Origin of the sequence: Nocardiopsis sp. NPDC058631 (assembly GCF_042716955.1) — a bacterium.
Lineage (GTDB): Bacteria > Actinomycetota > Actinomycetes > Streptosporangiales > Streptosporangiaceae > Nocardiopsis.
In genome coordinates, this window is record NZ_JBHXQY010000047.1 from 1 (window position 1) to 18,425 (window position 18,425).

The following is an 18,425-nucleotide window of genomic DNA, read 5'->3' on the forward strand; positions in this document are numbered from 1 at the left end:
TTTTTGTTGTCGTTGGGTGAGGTGTTTGTTCGTGGTGTGGGGGTGGATTGGTCGGGGTTGTTTGTGGGTGGTGTGCGGGTGGGGTTGCCGTCGTACGCGTTCGAGCGTCGGCGGTTCTGGTTGGGGGAGCGCCACCGGCAGGCCGACACTGCTTCGTTGGGTCTGAGTGCGACGGGTCATCCGCTGTTGGGCGCTGGGGTGGAGGTGGCCGGCGGCGGTGAGGTGTTGTTCACCGGTCGGTTGTCGGTGCGTACGCATCCGTGGTTGGCCGAGCACCGGGTGGCGGGGCGTGTGGTGGTGCCGGGTGCGGTTCTGGTGGAGTCGGTGGTGCGGGCGGGGGACGAGTTCGGGGCCACGGTTGTGGAGGAGCTCTCCGTGGTGGCGCCGTTGGTGCTGCCCGAGCAGGGCGGTGTGCTGGTGCAGGTGCGGGTGGGTGAGGCCGACGAGGAGGGTTCCCGCCCGGTGACGGTGCACTCGCGGCCCGAGTCCCGCGACTCGGCCGACTGGACCCTCACCGCACGCGGAACCGTGGGCGCCGCGGCTCCCGAACCGGTCCCCGACCTGGCGCAGTGGCCTCCCCCCGGGGCGGTCCCCGTCGGCCCCGCCGCCCCCGAGGAGGACGAGGAGGACGGCTCCGCTCCCCGGACCCGTACCTGGACCGACGGAGAGGCCCTCCTGGTCGAGGCCGAACTCCCCGCCGGCCTGCACGAGGACGCCTCCTCGTACGTCCTGCACCCGGTGCTGCTCGAAGCGGTGCGCCGGACGGCAGCCGAGGCCGGCACCGCCACCGGCGACGACACCTGGTCCGCCCAGGAGTGGACGGGGGTCCGGTTCACCGCCTCCGGAGCGGTCGCGGTGCGGGCGCGCCTGACCCGGACGGACAAGGGCCTGTCCGCGGTGCTCCACGACAGGGCGGGCGGACCCGTGGCCGTGGTGGACTCCCTGCCTCCCCTCCTGCCCGCCGCCGACCGCCCGGGCCCCGGGAACCCGCGCGGTCACGACGCGCTCTTCTCCCTCGGCTGGTCCCACCGGCCCCTCCCCTCACACGTGCGCACACCGCGCTGGGCGCTGCTGCCCGCTCCCTCCGCGACGCCGGGGACCATGGCCGGCCTGCCGGACGCCGAACCCTTCGCCGACGTCGCCCAGATCGCCGCCGGGGACACCGTGCCGGACCTGGTCCTGCTGCCGGTCCCCCCGGTCGACGGCATCGGGACGGCCGACCGTGTGCGGGCCCTGGTCCACGGCACCCTCGACGTCCTGCGGTCCTGGCTCGCCGAGGACGCGCTCGCCGACGCACGACTGGTCGTGGTGACCAGCGGAGCCGTGGGCGACACCGTGACCGACCCCGGCGCCGCCGCGGTCTGGGGCCTGCTGCGCTCAGCCCAGTCCGAGGCACCCGAGCGGTTCGTCCTGGTCGACACGGACGGCGGCCCCGCCTCGGCCGAGGCCCTGCCCGCGGCGGTGGCCTCCGGAGAACCCCAGATCCTGCTCCGCTCGGGCACGGCCCGGGTGCCCCGGGTCGGACAGGTCCCCCCGGACACGGGCCGCGCGCCCGTGCCCGCCACCTGGGACACCCGTGGGACCGTCCTGGTCACCGGCGGAACCGGCGCCCTGGGCGCACTCGTCGCACGCCACCTGGTCGCCGAGCACGGAGTGGGGCACCTGCTGCTGCTCAGCAGGCGTGGCGAACAGGCCCCGGAAGCCGCAGCCCTGCGCGCGGAACTGGAGGGCATGGGCGGGACGGTGGACATCGCCGCCTGCGACGTCGCCGACCGGGACTCCCTGGCCAAGGCACTCGCCCAGATTTCGGGGGACCACCCGCTCACCGGAGTGGTGCACACCGCCGGCGTCCTCGACGACGGCGTCCTGACCGGCCTGACCCCGGAACAGGTCGACCGCGTCCTGCGTCCGAAGGTGGACGCGGCCTGGAACCTGCACGAGCTCACGCTGGGCGCCGACCTGACGGCGTTCGTGCTGTTCTCGTCGATCGCCGGGGTGATCGGAGGGCCCGGCCAGGCCAACTACGCCGCCGCCAACGCCTTCCTGGACTCCCTGGCCCGGCACCGGGCCGACCGGGGCCTGGCCGCGACCTCGCTGGCCTGGGGCCTGTGGAAACAGGAGACGGGAATGACCGGGCACCTGGGGGAGATCGACCTCAACCGCATCGCACGCGCGGGCTTTCGCCCCGTGCGCTCCGAGGACGGCACGGCCATGCTCGACGCGGCGCTCGCGCTGGGGGAACCCGCTCTGGTGGCCGCACCGATGGACCTGTCGGTGCTGCGCGAGCACCCCGACCGGATCCCGCTCGTCCTGACCGGCCTGGCACGGCGGACCGTCCGCCACGCGGCGCGCAACGCCGAGTCCGGGCGCAGGCGCCTGGCCGCGCTCCTCCAGGGAAGGGCGGAGCACGAACAGCTCCGGATCGTCCTCGACGCCGTCCGGACCGAGGTGGCCGAGGTCCTCGGCCACACCGACCCCGGCGCGTTGGCCTCCTCGTCGCCCTTCCCCGAGCTGGGCTTCGACTCCCTGACCTCCGTCGAGCTGCGCAACCGCCTGGAGTCGGCCGCCGGGCTGCGGCTGGCGCCCACCGTCGTCTTCGACCACCCCACGCCGGGCGACCTGGCCGCCTACCTGCGCACCCGGCTGGTGGAGACCTCCTCCCGCGCGGACGGACCCACGCGCGCGGCGGTCGACTTCGCCGCCGAGATACACCTGCCCGACGACATCCGGCCGCGGGGCGGGGCCGTCCCCGTGGACGGGGAGCCGCGGGAGGTCCTGCTGACCGGCGCCACCGGGTTCCTGGGCGCCTTCCTGCTCCGCGACCTCATGCGGACCACCCGGGCCCGGATCCACTGCCTGGTGCGGGGCGCCGACGAGGCCGCCGCCTCCGAGCGCCTGCGCGAGAACCTGCGGTGGTACCGCGTCTGGGACGAGGTGGACCCCGACCGGTTGCAGGTCGTCCCCGGAGACCTCGCCGCCCCGCTCCTGGGCCTGGGCGAGGAGCGCTTCGACGCGCTGTCCGCCACCGTGGACGCCGTCTACCACGCCGGGGCCGCGGTCAACTGGCTCCTTCCCTACGGCGAACTGCGTGCGGTCAACGTCGGCGGGGTCAGGGAGGTCCTGCGGCTCGCCACCCGCCACCGCACCGTCCCCGTCCACCACGTCTCCACCACCGGTGTGTTCTCACCCGAGCCCGCCACGGAGGCGGTGGGCCGGGACCTCCCCTCGGTCAGGACCACCGACCGCACCGGACCGGGGGAGGCGCTGCCCACCGGCTACGTCCAGAGCAAGTGGGTCGCCGAGCAGGTCATCGGCCTCGCCAGGGAACGGGGGGTCCCGGTCACCGTCTACCGCGTCGACGTGATCTCCGGCGACCAGGTGAACGGGGCCTGCCAGACCCGGGACTTCGTCTGGCTGAGCCTGCGCGGACTCCTCCAGGCGGGGTGCGTGCCGCGCTCGCTCACCGGCGAGGTCCACCTGACCCCCGTGGACTACGCCGGCGCCGCCATCGTGCACCTGTCCCGCGACCCCCGGTCCCGAGGACGCGACTTCCACCTGTACAACCGGGCCGGTGTGGGTTTCGCGGAACTCGTCCACCGCCTGGGCGAGCGCGGGTACCGGCTGGAGGAACTGGACCGCGGAACGTGGAGGGAGCGTGTCCGTGCGGACCGGGGCAACGCGATGAACCCGCTGCTGGACTCCTTCGAGCTGATGGCGGTGGACTCCACCGTCCGCTTCCCGGGCTTCGACACCTCCGAGACCGACGAGGTGCTGTCGGGGGCCGGTATCCGGTGCCCGGAACCGACCGCGGACCTCATCGACAAGTACGTGGACTTCTTCGTCGGAACCGGCTACTTCCCGCCGGTCCCGGAGCCGGGGGCCTGAAGCCGCGGGCCCCACACACACCGCATAGGAAAGGACGGACATGGAGAGAACCTGGTTTCGCAGGCTCGCGCCGCCCGTGGACGGCGGCGTCCGCCTGATCTGCTTCCCGCACGCGGGGGGCGCGTCCAGCTACTACGTCCCGCTCGCCCGCCGCCTCACCGCCTCCGGCGTCGAGGTGGCGGGAGTGCAGTACCCCGGCAGGCAGGACCGGCGGTCCGAACCCGGTGTGGGCGACATCGTCGAGTTGGCCGGGATGGTCGCCCGTGCCCTGACCGCGCAGGAGCCCGACCGCCCCTACGCCTTCTTCGGGCACAGCATGGGGGCGCTGGTCGCCTACGAGACCGTGCGCCACCTGGTGCGTCGGGGGGCTCCCCCGCCCGTGCGGCTGTTCGTCTCCGGGCGCGCCGCCCCGGGGCTCGGGCCGACCGCGGCCGACCGGCACGCGGACGAGGAGGAACTGGTCGCGCACGTGCGCGAACTCGGCGGCACGGCCGAGGCGGTGTTCGACGACCCCGACCTGCGCGCGATGGTCATGCCCGCCCTGCGGTCCGACTACCGCGCGCTGCGCACCTACGCGTGGGCGCCCGGGGAACCCGTGAAGGTGCCCATGACGATGCTGGTCGGCAACGCCGACCCGGTGGCGCCGGTGGACCTGGTCCGCTCATGGAGCGGGCACAGCGCCCTGCCGGCCCGGATGGAGGTCTTCGCCGGAGGCCACTTCTTCCTCGACCACGCGCTGGAGGAGGTGGCCGAACTGGTCGTCGCGGACCTGGACGCGCTGCTTCCCGCCCGCGCCGACCGGAGGGGGAGCGCCGTATGAGCGGCGAGGTCCTGGCGAACGTACGCGAGTTCGCCGCACGGCACCTGGTGCCCCGGCAGGAACTCCTGGACTCCCTGGAGCCCGCGCCCCTGCCGGTGTACGGGGAGTTCGCCCGGACGGGGGCGGCCAACTGGTGGCTGCCCAAGGAGTACGGCGGACTGGGGCTCTCGCTCGCGGACGGCGTCGACATCACCAGCGAGCTGTCCTACGGCGACGCGGGGGCCGCCTTCACCCTCTTCATCTCGATCCTCGGCACCACGATGGTCGAGTTGTACGGCTCCGACGAGCTCAGGGAGCGCTACCTCGCACCGATGGGGGAGCGGGGCTCGTTCTGCGCGACGCTGGGCAGCGAGATGGCCGCCGGCAGCGAGCTGGCCAACATCGGGACGACGGTGACGCGGGCCGGGGACGAACTGGTCCTCACCGGGGAGAAGTACTTCTCCACCAACGCCGGGTTCGCGGACTTCCTGGTCGTCATCGCCCGCTCGTCCACCGATCCCCACTCCTACGGGGCGATCGTGGTGCCCCGTGACACGCCCGGGGTCCATGTCGTCAAGCGCTGGGACATGATCGGCCTGCGCTCCTCGGGGACCTACCAGGTGAGCCTGCGGGAGTGCCGGGTCCCCGTGGGCAACGCGCTGGCCGGCCCGGGGCTGCGCCTGCTGGAGATCGGGCTCAACGCGAGCCGGATCCTGATCGCGACCACGGCCCTCGGGATCTCCCGCCGGATCCGGGACCTGTGCCTGGAGTACGCCCGTGACAAGACGCTCAGGGGCGCCCCGCTGGCCGCCAACCCCGTGTTCGCCGCGAAGCTCGGGCAGATGGAGATGCAGATCGACGTGATGCGCAGCCACTGCCGGGCCGCGGCACGCGAGTTCGACGAGATCAGGGAGTCCCCCGACGCGGCGGCGCGCCTGGCCCGCCAGGGCACGGTCAAGCAGGCGGTGACCGCCAAGATGTTCTGCGGCCAGACGGGGTGGCAGGTGGCCGACAGCGGTTCGCAGATGTTCGGCGGCCTGGGCTACACACACGAGTCGCCCATCGGAAAACTCATGCGTGATATGCGTTATATCTCGATTGTCGAGGGTGGGGACGACGTGTTGCGGGAACTCGTGTACAAGCGATATGTCGTGCCCGGGGGGCGCAGGGCCTGAGTGGTTCTCTCAAATTTCGGCCGGCTGGTGGCCGGATCCGGACCGTGCGCAAATATAGGCGTACGGTCCTTTTGTTTCTTCTCGTGATTGACTGATTGCTTTATGTGATGCTTTATTCGCGTCTTGTTCTGGTGGAGTCGCAGGTCAGGGGCTTTCGTCTTGCTCTCGCGTGGCTGGTGTGGCTGGCGTTGAAGTGGGATTGGTCCTGGACGGGCGTATCGGGGCGCCTGGTGGCATCGATGTCGTGCTTGCGCATAAGGCGACGAAAGGTCTATAAACTTGGGTGATGGTCCCTAACGGTGTGACCCGTGAGCGCGGGTTCGACATGATCTGGACGGGGGTGGGGCAGCGCGTTCGTGTTCGTGCGTCACCGCTGGTCAGTCGCCTGGGGATGGGGTGCGGCGATCTCGCCTGGGGGTGTTTTGACCGATGTGCCCTCACATGTCTTCTCTGTCCGGTGCGCCGATAGTTTGATATTCAACTTTCTGTGGATCGGTGTGCCGGTCGACCCGTTCGCGCGGAAGGTGTGCGTGATCTTTCGGATTCGGTGTCGACGGCAGGGGGTCGGAGGAGTTCCGAGATGGGAAGTATCGGCTGAGGCGAATTACCGGCACCCATTGATGAGGAGTTGTTTTGCGATTTCAGGTACTTGGTCCCTTGGAGTTGACAGGCCGGGAGGGGCGGGTCGCTCTGGGCGGGATCAAGCAACGGGCGACCCTCGGATTCCTTCTGCTGAACGCCAACCGCGTCGTCGCCACGAGCCGGTTGGTCGAGGCCCTGTGGCCGACGGGCGCCGCCCCCGTGACCGCGCGCAAGATCCTCCAGAACGCCGTGTGGGGCCTGCGGGGGGAACTGTCCTCGCACGGGCTGCACACCGGGTCCGTCGCCCTGGTGACACAGACGCCCGGTTACATGCTGCGCGTCGACGTCGACGACGTCGACCTGCACGTCTTCCAGCAGAAGTTCGCCGAGGGCCGGGCGGAGCTGGTCTCGGGCTCCCCCGAGCGGGCGGCCGGCATCCTCAAGCAGGCGCTGGACCTGTGGCGCGGGCCGGTCCTGTCCGACCTCGTCGAGGTGGGGCTCTCCTGGCCCGAGCTGGCCACCGCGCAGAAATCGCGCCTGGACGCCCTGGAGGACTACTTCCAGGCCGAACTCGACTGCGGCCGGCACCGTGCCGTGCTGGGTCGGCTGGAGGCCCAGGTGGAGGAGGAACCGCTGAGGGAGGGCTTCTCCGGGCAGCTGATGACCGTGCTCTACCGGTGCGGACGCCAGGCCGAGGCGCTCAACGTCTACGGCCGGGTCCGCCAGGCCCTGGTCGAGGAACTGGGCCTGGAACCGGGGCGCGGCCTGCAGGAGCTCCAACGGGCGATCCTCAAGCAGGACCCCTCGCTGCAGCTCCCCGCCCCGCAGGAGCGGCGCGCACCGGCCCCGGCCCTCAGCGGCGGATCCGGGTGGGGCCGGGGAGAGGAGCCCGTCCGGGCACGGAACCGGACAGCCGCCGCCGGCCCCGGGCCGACCCGCCCCGCGGAACCGGATCCCACCCGCCGGGCCGAACCCGCCTCCAGCGTCCTGCTGGTGCGAGCCGACCCTGTGCGGGAAGGGGGCCGGGCGGCGTACTCGGAGCGGGTACGCGGGCTGGTGGCCGAGCGGATGCACGCGGGCGTGCGGCGTTTCGCGGGCAGGGTGGCGGAGCACGGAGAGGGCTCCTGGCTGGTGGTGTTCGACGGCGCCGCGGGCGCAGGCCCCGCGGACCACGCGGTGCGGGCCGTCCGTGCGGCGGTCGCGGTCGTCGAAGGAGGGGCGCCGGCCGGTGTGCACCTGAGCGCGGCCGTGGCCACGGCCGGGAGCGGGGACGGCGTCGACGCGCTGGCGGCGCGGTGCCAGGAGATGCTCGGCGCCGCCTCCACCGGGCGGATCCGGGTGTGCGACAGGACCCGGGAGGCCACGCGGGCCGAGGTGGACTACGCCCCCGGCGGGGACGGCCGCACCGGTTGCTGGTCCGTGCGCCGGGCGCGGGCCGCGCGCGGCGCCGGGGAGGGGACCCCGGTGGGCGCCGGGGGGCACCAGCCCGAACTGCTGTTCCTGAGCGGGTTGCTGGACTGGGTCCGGCAGTACCGTACGCCCCATCTGGTGACTCTCCTGTGGGAGTCGGAGGACGATCGCGATCGCCTCCTCGCGGAGTTCGAACACTGCTTCGCACAGCAGGCCTGGGACGCCCGGATCCTCATGGGGAGGGCCTTCGCGGCGAGCCGGTCGGACCCGGCGGGCTCCCTCCCCGCCGCGTGCCTGGGGGCGCTGCCCGGATGCGGTACGTCCTGCTCCGCGGCCCCGACGGGGACCATGGACATCGAGCGCCTCGTCCGCACGTTCTCGGCCCAGCCGGGGCAGGAGGGAGCGCCCGGGGCCACGCGGGCGAGCACACAGGAGCCCTGGGGGATGCTCCGCTACTTCCTCCTGGGCGCGGCGCACGACCGCCCCCTGGTCACCGTCTTCGACGACCTGCACCACGCCGCCGACCCCCTTCTGGAGTTCGTCGAGGAACTGGGGGAGGGCCCCTCCAGCGTCCCCCTGCTCGTGATCGCTGTGGCCCACGCGAAGCTGCTGCGCGACAGGCCCGGGTGGGGAGGAGGGGCCAACCGCTTCACCACCCTCACCATCGACACGGCCCGTGGTGCCGGGGCGGGTCTTCCCCGACCTCCGCTGACCGTGCCCTCCTTCGGGGCGTGACTCAGTGCAGCCCCTGCTTGCCGGGGACCCAGAAGGGCTTGGTGCGGATGTCGGTGCGCTCCCACCCCCTCATCCGCACGAGGTGGTCGCGGACCATCTGGCAGGTCCGGGCCTCGCCGGCGACGTAGGCGCGGCCAGGACGGTCGGGCAGCGGGGCCCCGGCCACCGCGGAGACCAGGTCGGCGGAGGCCGCGGGGGAGGAGCCGTCGCGGTGGGTCCGGTGGACGCGGATGGTGCCCGCGGCGGGGTGGGGGAGGGGGACGTCGTGCTCGGGCGACTCGCTCTGCGAGACCACGTGCGTGTCCACCCCGGGCGGCAGCGCCCGGATCATGGGGCCGAAGGCCGCCGACGCCGTCTCCTCGCCGACGAAGAGGAGGTAGGAGGGCGGGTCGGCGACGACGAAGTCGCCCATGGGCCCCCAGAAGACGACCTTGTCCCCCGGCCGTACGGTGCGGGCCCAGTTCAACCCGATCCCGTCACCCTCGTACAGGTGCACGCGGATCTCGAAGTAGCCCTCCTGTGCGGAGTGGTCCCAGATCGTGTAGGTCCGCAGTGTCTGGGACGGACGCAGGATGCCGTACAGCGACAGCGGGTCGTTGATCTCGATCCTGACGTGCTGCCCGGGTGTGTAGGGCCGTTCGGCCAGGGCCGGGGACTCCACGCGCACGCGTTGCAGGGAGGGCGTGACCAGTTCCGTCTCGGTCACGGTCCCCTCGTCGTTGAACTGCGAGAAGTGGCGGACCAGGGGGTTGCGGGAGGAACGGCGGGGCGAGGACGTGAGGTTCCTCTCCATCGGAGAACTCCAATCACACAGGGGGCGGTGCGTTCGACCGCCGTCCCGTCGCATCATACGCTAGACCTTATCATTTTAGTTAGTGGTTCTAGCGTGAGATAGGGTCTCTAGTATCAGTCACACGGTTCTGGTGGAGGTAGAGATGGCGGCACCGGCGATGAGCAGGCGCGAGCGGGTACGCGAAGCCACCCTGGTGGAGATCCGCTCGGTCGCCCACCAGCTACTGGTCCGCCAGGGCTCCGCGGCCGTCACGATCAACGCCGTGGCGCGGGAGATGGGGATGAGCGGGCCGGCGCTGTACCGCTACTACGCGAGCCACGAGGAACTGGTCGGGGCGGTGACCGCCGACTTCTACCAGGAGCTGGGCGAGGTGATGGAGAGGGCGCGCCACGCCCACTCCGAGGAGGACTCCTCCCGGCGGCTGCTGGGCATGTGCCGGGCCATGCGCGGGTGGGTGACCGCCCACCCGGCCGAGTTCGACTGGATGTTCGCCAGCCCGATCCCGGGGCCGGACCAGCCCGAGGCGCGGTCGCCCCGGCTCCTGGCCGGACTCGACTTCGAGCAGGTCTTCCTCGACGAGGTCGTGCGCCTGTGGGAGACGAAGCCCTTCGGGGTCCCGGCGACGGAGGACCTGCCCGACTCCCTGCGCGACCAGATGATCCGCTACTCCGGCCTCCTCGACGGCAGGCTCCCGCCCGGCGCCGCCCACGTCTTCCTGGGCTGCTGGATACGCCTCTACGGGCTGTTGTGCATGGAGGTGTTCAGACAGCTGGACTTCGCCTACTCCGATGTCACACCGATCTTCGAGAACTGCCTGGCCGACCTCTGCTCGACGCTGGGGCTGGAGTACGAACCCCCCGCGGGGCGCACGCCGGGCACCACCCCGTTCCCAGAGGAGACACAGTCGTGAGCAGAGCACAGGACCGCAGGTCCACCGGGTCCCTCTGGTGGGTCGCCGTCGCCGCCGCCCCGCTGGTGGGGCTGGCCTGGTGGGGAGTCGCACGGGCACTGGCGGTCCGCAGGGCGGGCGCGGACGGGACGTCGGAGGCCCTCGACCGGGGCCGCGCCGGGGCCGCACGCGCGCACGCACACGAAGGCCGGCGGCGCTGCGGGGACCGGGGGACCCGGCCGGAGTAGGCCGGGTCCGCGCTCACCCGCGGGTCCGCGGCGACGCGCCGCGATCCCCGCGCGCCGGGGCGCCGGGGCGCAGGCGGTGCACGGCCGGCACCAGGAGCAGCAGCACGGCGGCGGTGCCGAGCAGGACCGCCTGCGCCGCCGTGACCGCTGCCGGGCCGGTCGTTCCCGACACGGCGACGGCGGCACCGGCCAGACCGGCGACCACCGCCGTGGCCGTCGAGTCGCCGACGGCCATGGCGGACGTGGCCCCGCCCCGCTCGGCGTCCCCGGACAGGGCGAGCACGCTCGCGTTGAGGGCGGTGACCGCCAGGCTCGCCCCCAGACCGGTCAACCCCCAGCCCACGTAGGCGGCGGCCGACGCCGCGGGCCCGAGGCCGGCGGCGACCAGCCCCATCCCGCAGGCCTGGAGCACCAGGCCTGCCAGGACCATCCGGGCACGGTCCACCCGCGCCGCCCACGCCAGGCTGTGCACCACGCCGCCGACCGTGAACCCGACGACTCCGCAGGAGAGCACCGCGCCGGAGGCGGACAGGGAGTAGCCCCGCCCCTCGGCCAGGGCGAGCGGGACGACGAACAGCAGTCCCATCCACGGCCCCCCGACCAGCCCTCGCAACAGGACCGCCGACGGCAGGCCCCGGGCCAGGCGCAGAGCCCCCGGAGGGAACAGGGGGCGGGCGCCCAGCACGACGAGCGCCACCGACACCGCCAGGAGGGGGAGCGCGACCGCCGGAGCCAGGCCGGGCGCGGTCATGGCGGTGAGCACGCCCGTGCTCAACAGCGCGATCGGAGCGAGGCGGCCGCGCAGCGGTGCGGCCGTCCCACGGCCCAGCCCCCGCGCGTGGACGGCGGCCAGGGCCGGCCACACCGCCAACAGCATCGCGGCCTCCACGAACGGCACCGGGGCCAGGACCGCCCGCCAGCTCGCCGCGTCGGTGACCAGCCCGGCCATCGGCGGCCCCAGCAGCCCCGGTGCCGCCCAGCCCATGGAGACCAGGCCCAGGACCCGCCCCCGCCGCTCCTCCGCATAACAGGCTCCGACCAGGACGTACACCGATATCAGCGCCAGCCCCGCTCCCGCGCCCTGGAACAGGCGGCCCGCCAGGAGCCACCACGGGGTGAGGGCGGTGGCGCAGACGAGCAGGCCGCCCCCGTGCAGGACCGCGGACAGGACGAAGGTGCGCGCGGGACCGTACGTGGGGCACAGCCATCCGCCGACGGCCAGGGCGGCGAGCTGGGCCAGGGTGAACACGCCGAACACGAGGGCGTAGACGTGCCTTCCGCCCAGTTCGTCCAGCGCGGCCGGCATCAGCGTGGCGGTGGCGGTGGTCTCGAACGAGGCCACCACGACGGTGAGGACCAGGGCCGTGGTCAGCAGGTGCGGGCGCAGCGCCGGCGCGCCGCCGCCGGGGCCCTGGCGCTCCAGGTCCCCCTCCGCGCCCCCGTGCCCGCCGGAGCGGCTCACAGGCGCCACTCCATCCAGTCGATCGGGGCCAGACCGAGCCGTTCGCGCAGCTTCTCGATGTCGGCGCCCACGCGGATGCTCGGGAAGAACCCCTGGGCGGTGCGGATGACGGGTATCCGCAACGGCAGTTCGGCCTCGAACGCCTCCGCGGCGCGGCGCACGTCGGCGCAGCTGCGCTCGGCCGTCCCGCGGTCCGCCTCGAAGCCCGTCACGAGCTGCCGCAGGGCCCGGCTCTCGGGGAAGTCGGACAGCGCGGCCCACACCGCCACCTCGTGGCCCGCGCAGGGCGAGCGGTGGCCGGTGAGGATCAGCCTGCAGTAGACGATCGCGGTGTAGGCCTCCGCGGCGGACTCCAGACAGGTCCCCCAGTCGCCGTCGGCGAGCGCGGCCTCGGCGTCCCCCACCGCGGCCTGCACCTCGTCGACGAACACCCAGGCCGCCGGGGCCACCCGGGCCGCCATCCAGTGCGCGTCCTCGGCCCACTCGTCGTGCCTCATCGCCCACCCCGCCCCTCCAGCGCGGCCGTGACGGCCCCGCGGTCGATCTCGAACCCCCACAGCCCGGCCCTGATGCCCTCGACCGCCGCCGCGGTGTCGACCCCGCGGGCGTCGGGAACGTCCGCGGGCACGTCGGGCGCCCCTCGGTGGAGCGTCCCGTGGGCGGACAGGGTGTACTTCTCGCGGCCGATCCTGACCTCCCCGCTGCGGGGGTGCGGGACGAACCGGCACAGCGGCCACGGGTCCAGGTCGGGCAGGCCCAGCTCGGCGAGGAGCCCGGCGATCCCGGGACCGCCGCGGACGCGGACGGCCGCCGAGACGAGGGAGGGGGCGACCCCTGACCGGCGGACACTGGCCACGAGCCACTTGCCGCCGATGGCCAGGCGGTCCCCGGTCCCGGCGGCCAGCTGCAGGAGTGCCCTGCCGCAACCGCGCCAGGCGTGGGGGGAGTCGTGGCCCGCCGCGGCCAGCAGTTCGGCCGCCATCCAACGCTCCAGCAGTGAGTCCAGCACCGTGCGCCTGCGATGGGCGGCCACCAGGGACCGCTGCTGGTCGCCGAGCAGGGCCGGCGACCCCTCCCGGAGGGGAAGGGCCGTACACCAGCGGGTCAGGGAACGCAGATCACGGGAGGCGGGCGGCACACCGCAGGCCATGGGCCCCACGGCGGTGGGCACGGAGTCGGGGGAGAGCCCGCCGGTGACGTCGGCCACGTGGGCGGACGGGTAGTACTCCACATCGACCGGGGTGCGGCCGAGGAAGAACAGGAACGGGGGAGTGGGCCGCCGGGTCTCCTCCGTGAACACGTGGACGTCGATGTCGCTGCCCCCGTTGCCCAGGCCGTGGGCGAGGGAGCCGACGAGGTAGGCCGGCCCCGAGGTCAGGACGGTTCCCCCCGTCTCCGTCAACTGCTCCGGTGTGACCCCGACCTTCTCCAGGGCCTCACTCAGGCTCGGTGGCACCACTGCCCCCTCCTCTTCGCGTTCGGTGGACACGTTCTGCCTTCCTGTCCGGAGTTCGTGTACTGATGTCGAACCGCGGACCCATGAAAGGAGTGTCGGTCTGCGTGTTTTCTGTGGATCGGCAGGGATCCGACAAATATCATCGTGCGAAAGAGTAACAGCAGGCATGGCGATTTTCCCATACCGGAAACGGGGTCGGGCGTGTGTTCCGGTAGTCCTTGAATGACAGATCGTCAGCGCTGTGAACAGGGCGTCTGTGAAAGATGACACCGGATGTTCGCGAACTGTGTACGTCAAATTACCCTGGTCTTACTGCTGGATTACCACCTGGTTGACTTGTGGTGGGCGGCAGGAAGGCGGGGTGATGCATCATGGGTTTCCAGGGTGGGGGACGGTATCGCCGGAGCGATTCCGGCGGGGAATGCATATAGTCCCCGCATTTCCCTGAAAGGAACGCCCGATCCGGTTTTCCGGACCAGTGGAGCTACAGGAGAGGCGCCCCGAAGATGCCGACCGTCACGACCAGCCACACGTCCGGGGCGAGCCCCGAAGAGGTGTGGGAGGCCCTCCTCGACAGCGAGTCCTACGCCAGTTACATGGACGAGGTACGGGAGATCGAGGTGGTCTCCTGGGAGGGGGACCAGCGGGTCAGCCGCTGGTCCGTGCTCCTCAAGGGCTCCGAGCTCGAATGGGAGGAAGCGGAGACCATCGACTCCTCCCGCAAGCGGATCGACTTCCACCAGACCGAGGGGGACCTGGCCTACTTCACCGGGTACTGGCAGGTCACGGCCGTTCCCGAGGGGACGAACGCGCAACTGCACGTCGAGTTCGACATCGGTATCCCGATGATGAGCGACATGCTCAACCCGGTGGCGGCACGGGCCCTGGAGGACAACTCGCAGGCCATCCTGCGGCGCCTCGGCACACGCGCCCGCGACGCCTCGCAGGCCGCGCGGTGACGCCGGGCACGGAGCGGTCCGAGCTGGCCGCCACCACCTACCGGCGACTGCGCAGGCACATGTCGCCCTCCCTGGCACTGGCGGGCAAGTTCGCGGGCCAGGGGGCGGTCGAGGTCGGGGGCCGCGGGTGCCGGGTCCGGCTCTCCGACGGCCGGGAGGTGCTCGACTTCGGTTCCTACGCCGTCACACTGCTCGGGCACCGGCACCCCGCCGTCGTCGACGCCGTGCGCCGGCAGCTGGACGAGATGCCCGTCGCCACCCGCTCCCTGGGCAACCCGCTCACCGCCGCGGCGGCCGAGGAACTGGCCGGCTACCTCGGCTCCCCGCTGGACCGGGTGTACTTCGGCACCGGCGGTGCCGAGGTGGTCGAGGCGGCGGTCAAGCTCGCCCGCCTGGTCACCGGCAGGCGGACGGTGGCCGCGGTGGAGGGCGCCTACCACGGCAAGACCCTCGGAGCGCTGGCGCTCACCCACCAGGCGCGGTTCCGGGCCGGGCTGGAGGGGCTGCTCGGCGGGGTCGTGCACGTCGACCCGGCCGACCCGGCCGCGGTGGGCCGCCTCGCGCGCGAGGGCGACCTGGCCGCGGTCGTGTTCGAGCCGGTGCAGGGAGAGCACGGGGTCGTCCCCCTGCGCCAGGAGGTCCTGGCCGCCTGGTGCGAGGACGCCCGCGCCGCGGGAGCCTTCACCGTCTCCGACGAGATCCAGGTCGGGCTCCGCCGTACCGGGGCGCGCTCGGCGGCCCTGGCGGCCGGGCTGGATGTCGACGCGGTCCTGCTGGGCAAGGCCCTGGGCGGCGGCGTGATGCCGGTCGCCGCCGCGGTCTGCACGGACCGGCTCTACCGGCCGCTCTTGGACGACCCGTTCCTGCACACCTCCACCTTCGGCGGACAGCCGCTGGCCATGGCCGCCGTGCCGGCCGCCCTGCGCGCCGTCGAGGACAACGCCGACAACGGGGCCCTGGTCGCCGAACGGATCGGGCGCGGACTCGCCGGCCTGCGCGCGGACTTCCCCGACGTGCTGACCGAGGTTCGCGGACGCGGACTCATCTGGGGCCTGGACTTCGCGAGCCCCGAGCACGCCGGAGAGGTGATCGTGGCCCTGGCCCGGCACGGACTCCTGGTCTCCCCCTGCCTGAGCCGGCCGCAGACGCTGCGGCTGCTGCCGCCGCTGGTCGCCACGCAGGAGGACGTGCGCTCCGCCCTGGAGGTGCTGGCCGCCTCCCTGGGCGAGGCCAGGTCCGCCCTGGAGGGCGTACGGCCCCGGGAGGCGGTGCGATGACCGCGCTGGGGGACCCCTTCGACGGGTTGTGGCCGGATGTGGAGCGGGAACTGCCCGAACACGCGCTCACCGCGATCGCCGAGCGCGCGCAGGAGGCCGACCGCGCGGGCGCGCCCGCACGCGAGAGCCTGGACCTGCTGCGCTCCCTGGACTGGCCGGGACAGCCGGTCCCGGAGAAGTTCCGCGGCGGCGGGGCGGGCCTGGTGCGGTGCTGCGCCATGCAGAGGGCGCTGGGGGCCGCCGACCCGGCGCTGGCCGTGGCGCTCAACATGCACCTGTTCTCGGTCGGGCTGATGGTCGAGCACTGGCGGCGGCGCACGGACACCTCCTGGCTGCTGATGGAGGCCATCGCCACACAGAACCGGCTGCTCGCCTCGGCGTTCGCCGAACCGAACCTGGGGGGTTCGACCACACGCTCGCTCCTGCGCGCGCAGGAGGTGGAGGGCGGCTGGCGGGTCTCGGGCACCAAGCGCCCGTGCTCCCTGGCCGCGGAGGCGGACCTGGTCTGCCTCCAACTCCAGGCCGAGGCGGAACCGGGCGACCCCCAGGAGGTCCTGGTCGTGCTGTTGCCGACCACGGCGCCCGGGATGCGCGTGGTCCGGGACTGGGACGCGATGGGCATGCGCGGCTCGGGCTCGAACACCCTGGTCCTGGAGGACTGCTTCATCCCCGACGAGCTCGTGTTCCACCGGGCACCCGCGGGCTCGGGGGACGACGACGTCTTCGCGGCCGGGACCATCTGGTTCGCGCTCACCTCCACGGCCTGCTACCTGGGCCTGTCCCAGGCCGCCCTGCGCCACGCCGGCGACCTGCTCGGCCGTTCGCGCATCGCGCACCTGGACAGCCCGCGTGCCGGGCTGCCCAGTTACCAGGCGGTCGTCGGCGAGCACGTCGCCGCCCTGCTCACCCTGGAGGCCGCGTGCGCCGACACGGCGCGCCGCATGGAGCAGGGCGCCGCACCCGAGCGGTTGGTCGACACGGCGCTCGCCGTCAAGCAGCGGGCGCTGCGGGTGGTCCCCGAGGCGGTCGGCGCGCTGGCCGAGGTCTGCGGCGGGGCCGCCTACTCCCGCTCCGGGCCGTTGGAGCGGCTGTGGCGGGACGCGCAGGCGATCCGCTTCCACCCGCCGACACCGGTGGCGACCCGGCAGTACCTGGCCCGGCGCGCCCTGGGGCTCCCGGCCGGCCTGGACCTGGACGAGTCGGCGCCCGGGCTGGCGGGCGGCGCGTCCGGCACGACCGGCCGCTGACGGCGAACGAGAAAGGACAGCAATGGAACCGGAAGAACTGGCGGAGGTCGTCCGCGGGTGCGTCGCACAGGTCATCGGCGTCACGGTCGACGAGATCACCCGCGAGACCGATCTGCGCGTCGACCACGAGGTCGACAGCCTGGAGCTGATGGAGATCGGCACCCGCCTGGAGGCGGCCCTGGGCACCCGTCTGGACGCGGAGGACCTGATGGGTATGGAGAACGTGGGCGACGCCGTCGACCTCATTGGCAAGCACCTGCGGGAGGTGTCGTGACAGCGCGCGGCAGGGTCGCGGTGACGGGCGTCGGGGTCAAGACCCCCGCCGGGCTCGGCCCCGACGAGTTGGCGGACGCCGTGCTCGGGGCCCGGCCCACCGCCGCGCGGGTCGACGAGTTCGCCGCCCAGGACCTGGCGGTGACCTTCGCCAGCCGCGTTCCGGAATTCGACACCGAGCGGTACCTCCGCCGCCGGGACCTGTCCAAGATGGATCGCGCGGCGGTCCTGGGCACGTGCGCCGCGCTGGACGCGGCGCGGGCGGCCGGCCTGGCCGGGGCGGTGGAGAGCGAGCGGCTCGGCGTCGCGGTCGGCATGTCCGCGGGAGGCCTCACCGCGGCCGAGCACGTGATGGGCACCCACGGCGACCGCCCCCGCGAGGTCCCCGCCTTCACCGTGCCACGCATCATGCCCAGCAGCCTGGCCGCGCGGATCGGGCTCACCCTGCAGGCGCGCGGTCCGGCCCTGACCTACACGACCGCCTGCGCGAGCGGCGCCAACGCGATGGGCGAGGCCGCGCTGATGGTCCGCTCCGGCAGGCTGGACGCGGTCGTCGCGGGCGGGGCCGAGGCCACGGTCTCCCCCGTGATCATGTCCTCCTTCGCCCGGCTGGGCGCCCTGTCGCGGCGCAACGACGATCCCGGGCAGGCGTGCCGGCCCTTCGACGCCGACCGCGACGGGTTCGTGATGGGCGAGGGCGCGGCGTTCCTGGTGCTGGAGCGCTGGGAGCACGCGCGTGCCCGGGGCGCCACGATCCTCGGGGAGCTGCTCGGCTACGGCACCAACTCCGACGCCTTCCACATGGTCGCCCCGCGCGAGGACGGCTCGGTCGCGGCCGACTGCATGCGCGCGGCGCTGGCCGACGCCGGCCTGGCGCCCGACGAGGTGGGGCACATCAACGCGCACGGCACCTCCACCGTCCACAACGACCGCGCGGAGGCCAACGCGATCACCCGCTGCTTCGGAACGTCGGGCCCGCCCGTGACCTCCTCCAAGGGAGTGCTCGGGCACTCCCTCGGCGCCGCCGGCGCCGTGGAGGCCGCGGTCGCGCTCGCCTGCGCGGACCGGGGCCTGGTCCCCCCGGTCGCGAACTTCACCAAGGCGGACGCCGACACCGACGGGTTGTGGATCGTCTCCGGGGGGCCCGAGAAGATCGACCGGGCACCGGTCGTGTCGAACTCGTTCGGGTTCGGCGGACACAACGCCACCCTGGTGCTCGCGCCGTGCTGAGCCGG

Annotated in this window: 15 protein-coding genes; 11 read left to right on the forward strand and 4 right to left on the reverse strand. The window is 73.1% G+C overall.

Annotated elements, in window-relative coordinates; all coding sequences use genetic code 11:
• The first annotated feature begins 78 nt into the window (after window positions 1–78).
• From ACFWTE_RS16830 to ACFWTE_RS16845, 4 genes are all read left to right on the forward strand, one after another.
• The gene (locus ACFWTE_RS16830) at window positions 79–3,885 is read left to right on the forward strand and encodes a thioester reductase domain-containing protein (RefSeq protein WP_378780356.1); all 3,807 of its coding nucleotides are present in this window, start codon (window positions 79–81) and stop codon (window positions 3,883–3,885) included.
• Window positions 3,886–3,925: 40 nt separating this feature from the next.
• Window positions 3,926–4,705 (forward strand): thioesterase II family protein, encoded by a 780-nt coding sequence (locus ACFWTE_RS16835; RefSeq protein WP_378780357.1) that lies wholly within the window; start codon window positions 3,926–3,928, stop codon window positions 4,703–4,705.
• Window positions 4,702–5,859, forward strand: coding sequence for an acyl-CoA dehydrogenase family protein (locus tag ACFWTE_RS16840; protein ID WP_378780358.1), 1,158 nt, complete (start codon window positions 4,702–4,704; stop codon window positions 5,857–5,859). The genes ACFWTE_RS16835 and ACFWTE_RS16840 overlap by 4 nt, the downstream gene beginning before the upstream one ends.
• A gap of 657 nt (window positions 5,860–6,516) precedes the next feature.
• Window positions 6,517–8,586: a BTAD domain-containing putative transcriptional regulator gene (locus ACFWTE_RS16845; protein ID WP_378780360.1), complete on the forward strand. Its 2,070-nt coding sequence runs from the start codon at window positions 6,517–6,519 to the stop codon at window positions 8,584–8,586.
• A gap of 1 nt (window position 8,587) precedes the next feature.
• Here the strand turns inward: ACFWTE_RS16845 and ACFWTE_RS16850 are convergent, their stop codons facing one another.
• Entirely contained in the window at window positions 8,588–9,379 is a 792-nt protein-coding gene (locus ACFWTE_RS16850; RefSeq protein ID WP_378780361.1) for a siderophore-interacting protein, read from the reverse strand.
• Between the two features lie 142 nt (window positions 9,380–9,521).
• Between ACFWTE_RS16850 and ACFWTE_RS16855 the strand changes: the two genes are divergently transcribed.
• Together ACFWTE_RS16855 and ACFWTE_RS16860 are read left to right on the forward strand one after the other, a co-directional pair.
• Entirely contained in the window at window positions 9,522–10,289 is a 768-nt protein-coding gene (locus ACFWTE_RS16855; protein WP_378780363.1) for a TetR/AcrR family transcriptional regulator, read from the forward strand.
• On the forward strand, window positions 10,286–10,516 hold the full coding sequence (locus ACFWTE_RS16860) for a hypothetical protein (protein ID WP_378780364.1): 231 nt from the start codon (window positions 10,286–10,288) through the stop codon (window positions 10,514–10,516). The genes ACFWTE_RS16855 and ACFWTE_RS16860 overlap by 4 nt, the downstream gene beginning before the upstream one ends.
• A 13-nt stretch (window positions 10,517–10,529) precedes the next feature.
• Here the strand turns inward: ACFWTE_RS16860 and ACFWTE_RS16865 are convergent, their stop codons facing one another.
• Genes ACFWTE_RS16865 through ACFWTE_RS16875 form a run of 3 tightly spaced genes read right to left on the reverse strand, consistent with a single transcriptional unit; the run spans window position 10,530 to window position 13,467 of the window.
• Window positions 10,530–11,978 carry an MFS transporter gene (locus ACFWTE_RS16865; protein WP_378780365.1) on the reverse strand — a complete coding sequence of 483 codons (1,449 nt, stop codon included), beginning with the start codon at window positions 11,976–11,978 and terminating at the stop codon, window positions 10,530–10,532.
• Window positions 11,975–12,475, reverse strand: coding sequence for a hypothetical protein (locus ACFWTE_RS16870; RefSeq protein WP_378780366.1), 501 nt, complete (start codon window positions 12,473–12,475; stop codon window positions 11,975–11,977). Before ACFWTE_RS16870 ends, ACFWTE_RS16865 begins: the two co-directional genes overlap by 4 nt.
• Window positions 12,472–13,467 (reverse strand): hypothetical protein, encoded by a 996-nt coding sequence (locus ACFWTE_RS16875; RefSeq protein WP_378780367.1) that lies wholly within the window; start codon window positions 13,465–13,467, stop codon window positions 12,472–12,474. Before ACFWTE_RS16875 ends, ACFWTE_RS16870 begins: the two co-directional genes overlap by 4 nt.
• A gap of 473 nt (window positions 13,468–13,940) precedes the next feature.
• Between ACFWTE_RS16875 and ACFWTE_RS16880 the strand changes: the two genes are divergently transcribed.
• Genes ACFWTE_RS16880 through ACFWTE_RS16900 form a run of 5 tightly spaced genes read left to right on the forward strand, consistent with a single transcriptional unit; the run spans window position 13,941 to window position 18,420 of the window.
• Window positions 13,941–14,393 carry a type II toxin-antitoxin system RatA family toxin gene (locus ACFWTE_RS16880; RefSeq protein WP_378780368.1) on the forward strand — a complete coding sequence of 151 codons (453 nt, stop codon included), beginning with the start codon at window positions 13,941–13,943 and terminating at the stop codon, window positions 14,391–14,393.
• A complete protein-coding gene (locus tag ACFWTE_RS16885; RefSeq protein ID WP_378780369.1) occupies window positions 14,390–15,670 on the forward strand; it encodes an aspartate aminotransferase family protein in 1,281 nt (426 codons plus the stop codon). The genes ACFWTE_RS16880 and ACFWTE_RS16885 overlap by 4 nt, the downstream gene beginning before the upstream one ends.
• Window positions 15,667–16,917, forward strand: coding sequence for an acyl-CoA dehydrogenase family protein (locus ACFWTE_RS16890; RefSeq protein WP_378780370.1), 1,251 nt, complete (start codon window positions 15,667–15,669; stop codon window positions 16,915–16,917). Before ACFWTE_RS16885 ends, ACFWTE_RS16890 begins: the two co-directional genes overlap by 4 nt.
• 22 nt (window positions 16,918–16,939) lie before the next feature.
• On the forward strand, window positions 16,940–17,191 hold the full coding sequence (locus ACFWTE_RS16895) for an acyl carrier protein (protein WP_378780371.1): 252 nt from the start codon (window positions 16,940–16,942) through the stop codon (window positions 17,189–17,191).
• Entirely contained in the window at window positions 17,188–18,420 is a 1,233-nt protein-coding gene (locus ACFWTE_RS16900) for a beta-ketoacyl-[acyl-carrier-protein] synthase family protein (protein WP_378780372.1), read from the forward strand. The genes ACFWTE_RS16895 and ACFWTE_RS16900 overlap by 4 nt, the downstream gene beginning before the upstream one ends.
• The last annotated feature ends 5 nt before the right edge of the window (window positions 18,421–18,425 follow it).

What these genes read in the sequence shown, in the direction of transcription:
- ACFWTE_RS16835 (WP_378780357.1), top strand. Translation starts at nt 3,926, where the DNA reads ATGGAGAGAACCTGGTTTCGCAGGCTCGCGCCGCCCGTGGACGGCGGC.
- ACFWTE_RS16840 (WP_378780358.1), top strand. Translation starts at nt 4,702, where the DNA reads ATGAGCGGCGAGGTCCTGGCGAACGTACGCGAGTTCGCCGCACGGCAC.
- ACFWTE_RS16850 (WP_378780361.1), bottom strand. Translation starts at nt 9,379, where the DNA reads ATGGAGAGGAACCTCACGTCCTCGCCCCGCCGTTCCTCCCGCAACCCC.
- ACFWTE_RS16855 (WP_378780363.1), top strand. Translation starts at nt 9,522, where the DNA reads ATGGCGGCACCGGCGATGAGCAGGCGCGAGCGGGTACGCGAAGCCACC.
- ACFWTE_RS16870 (WP_378780366.1), bottom strand. Translation starts at nt 12,475, where the DNA reads ATGAGGCACGACGAGTGGGCCGAGGACGCGCACTGGATGGCGGCCCGG.
- ACFWTE_RS16880 (WP_378780368.1), top strand. Translation starts at nt 13,941, where the DNA reads ATGCCGACCGTCACGACCAGCCACACGTCCGGGGCGAGCCCCGAAGAG.
- ACFWTE_RS16890 (WP_378780370.1), top strand. Translation starts at nt 15,667, where the DNA reads ATGACCGCGCTGGGGGACCCCTTCGACGGGTTGTGGCCGGATGTGGAG.
- ACFWTE_RS16895 (WP_378780371.1), top strand. Translation starts at nt 16,940, where the DNA reads ATGGAACCGGAAGAACTGGCGGAGGTCGTCCGCGGGTGCGTCGCACAG.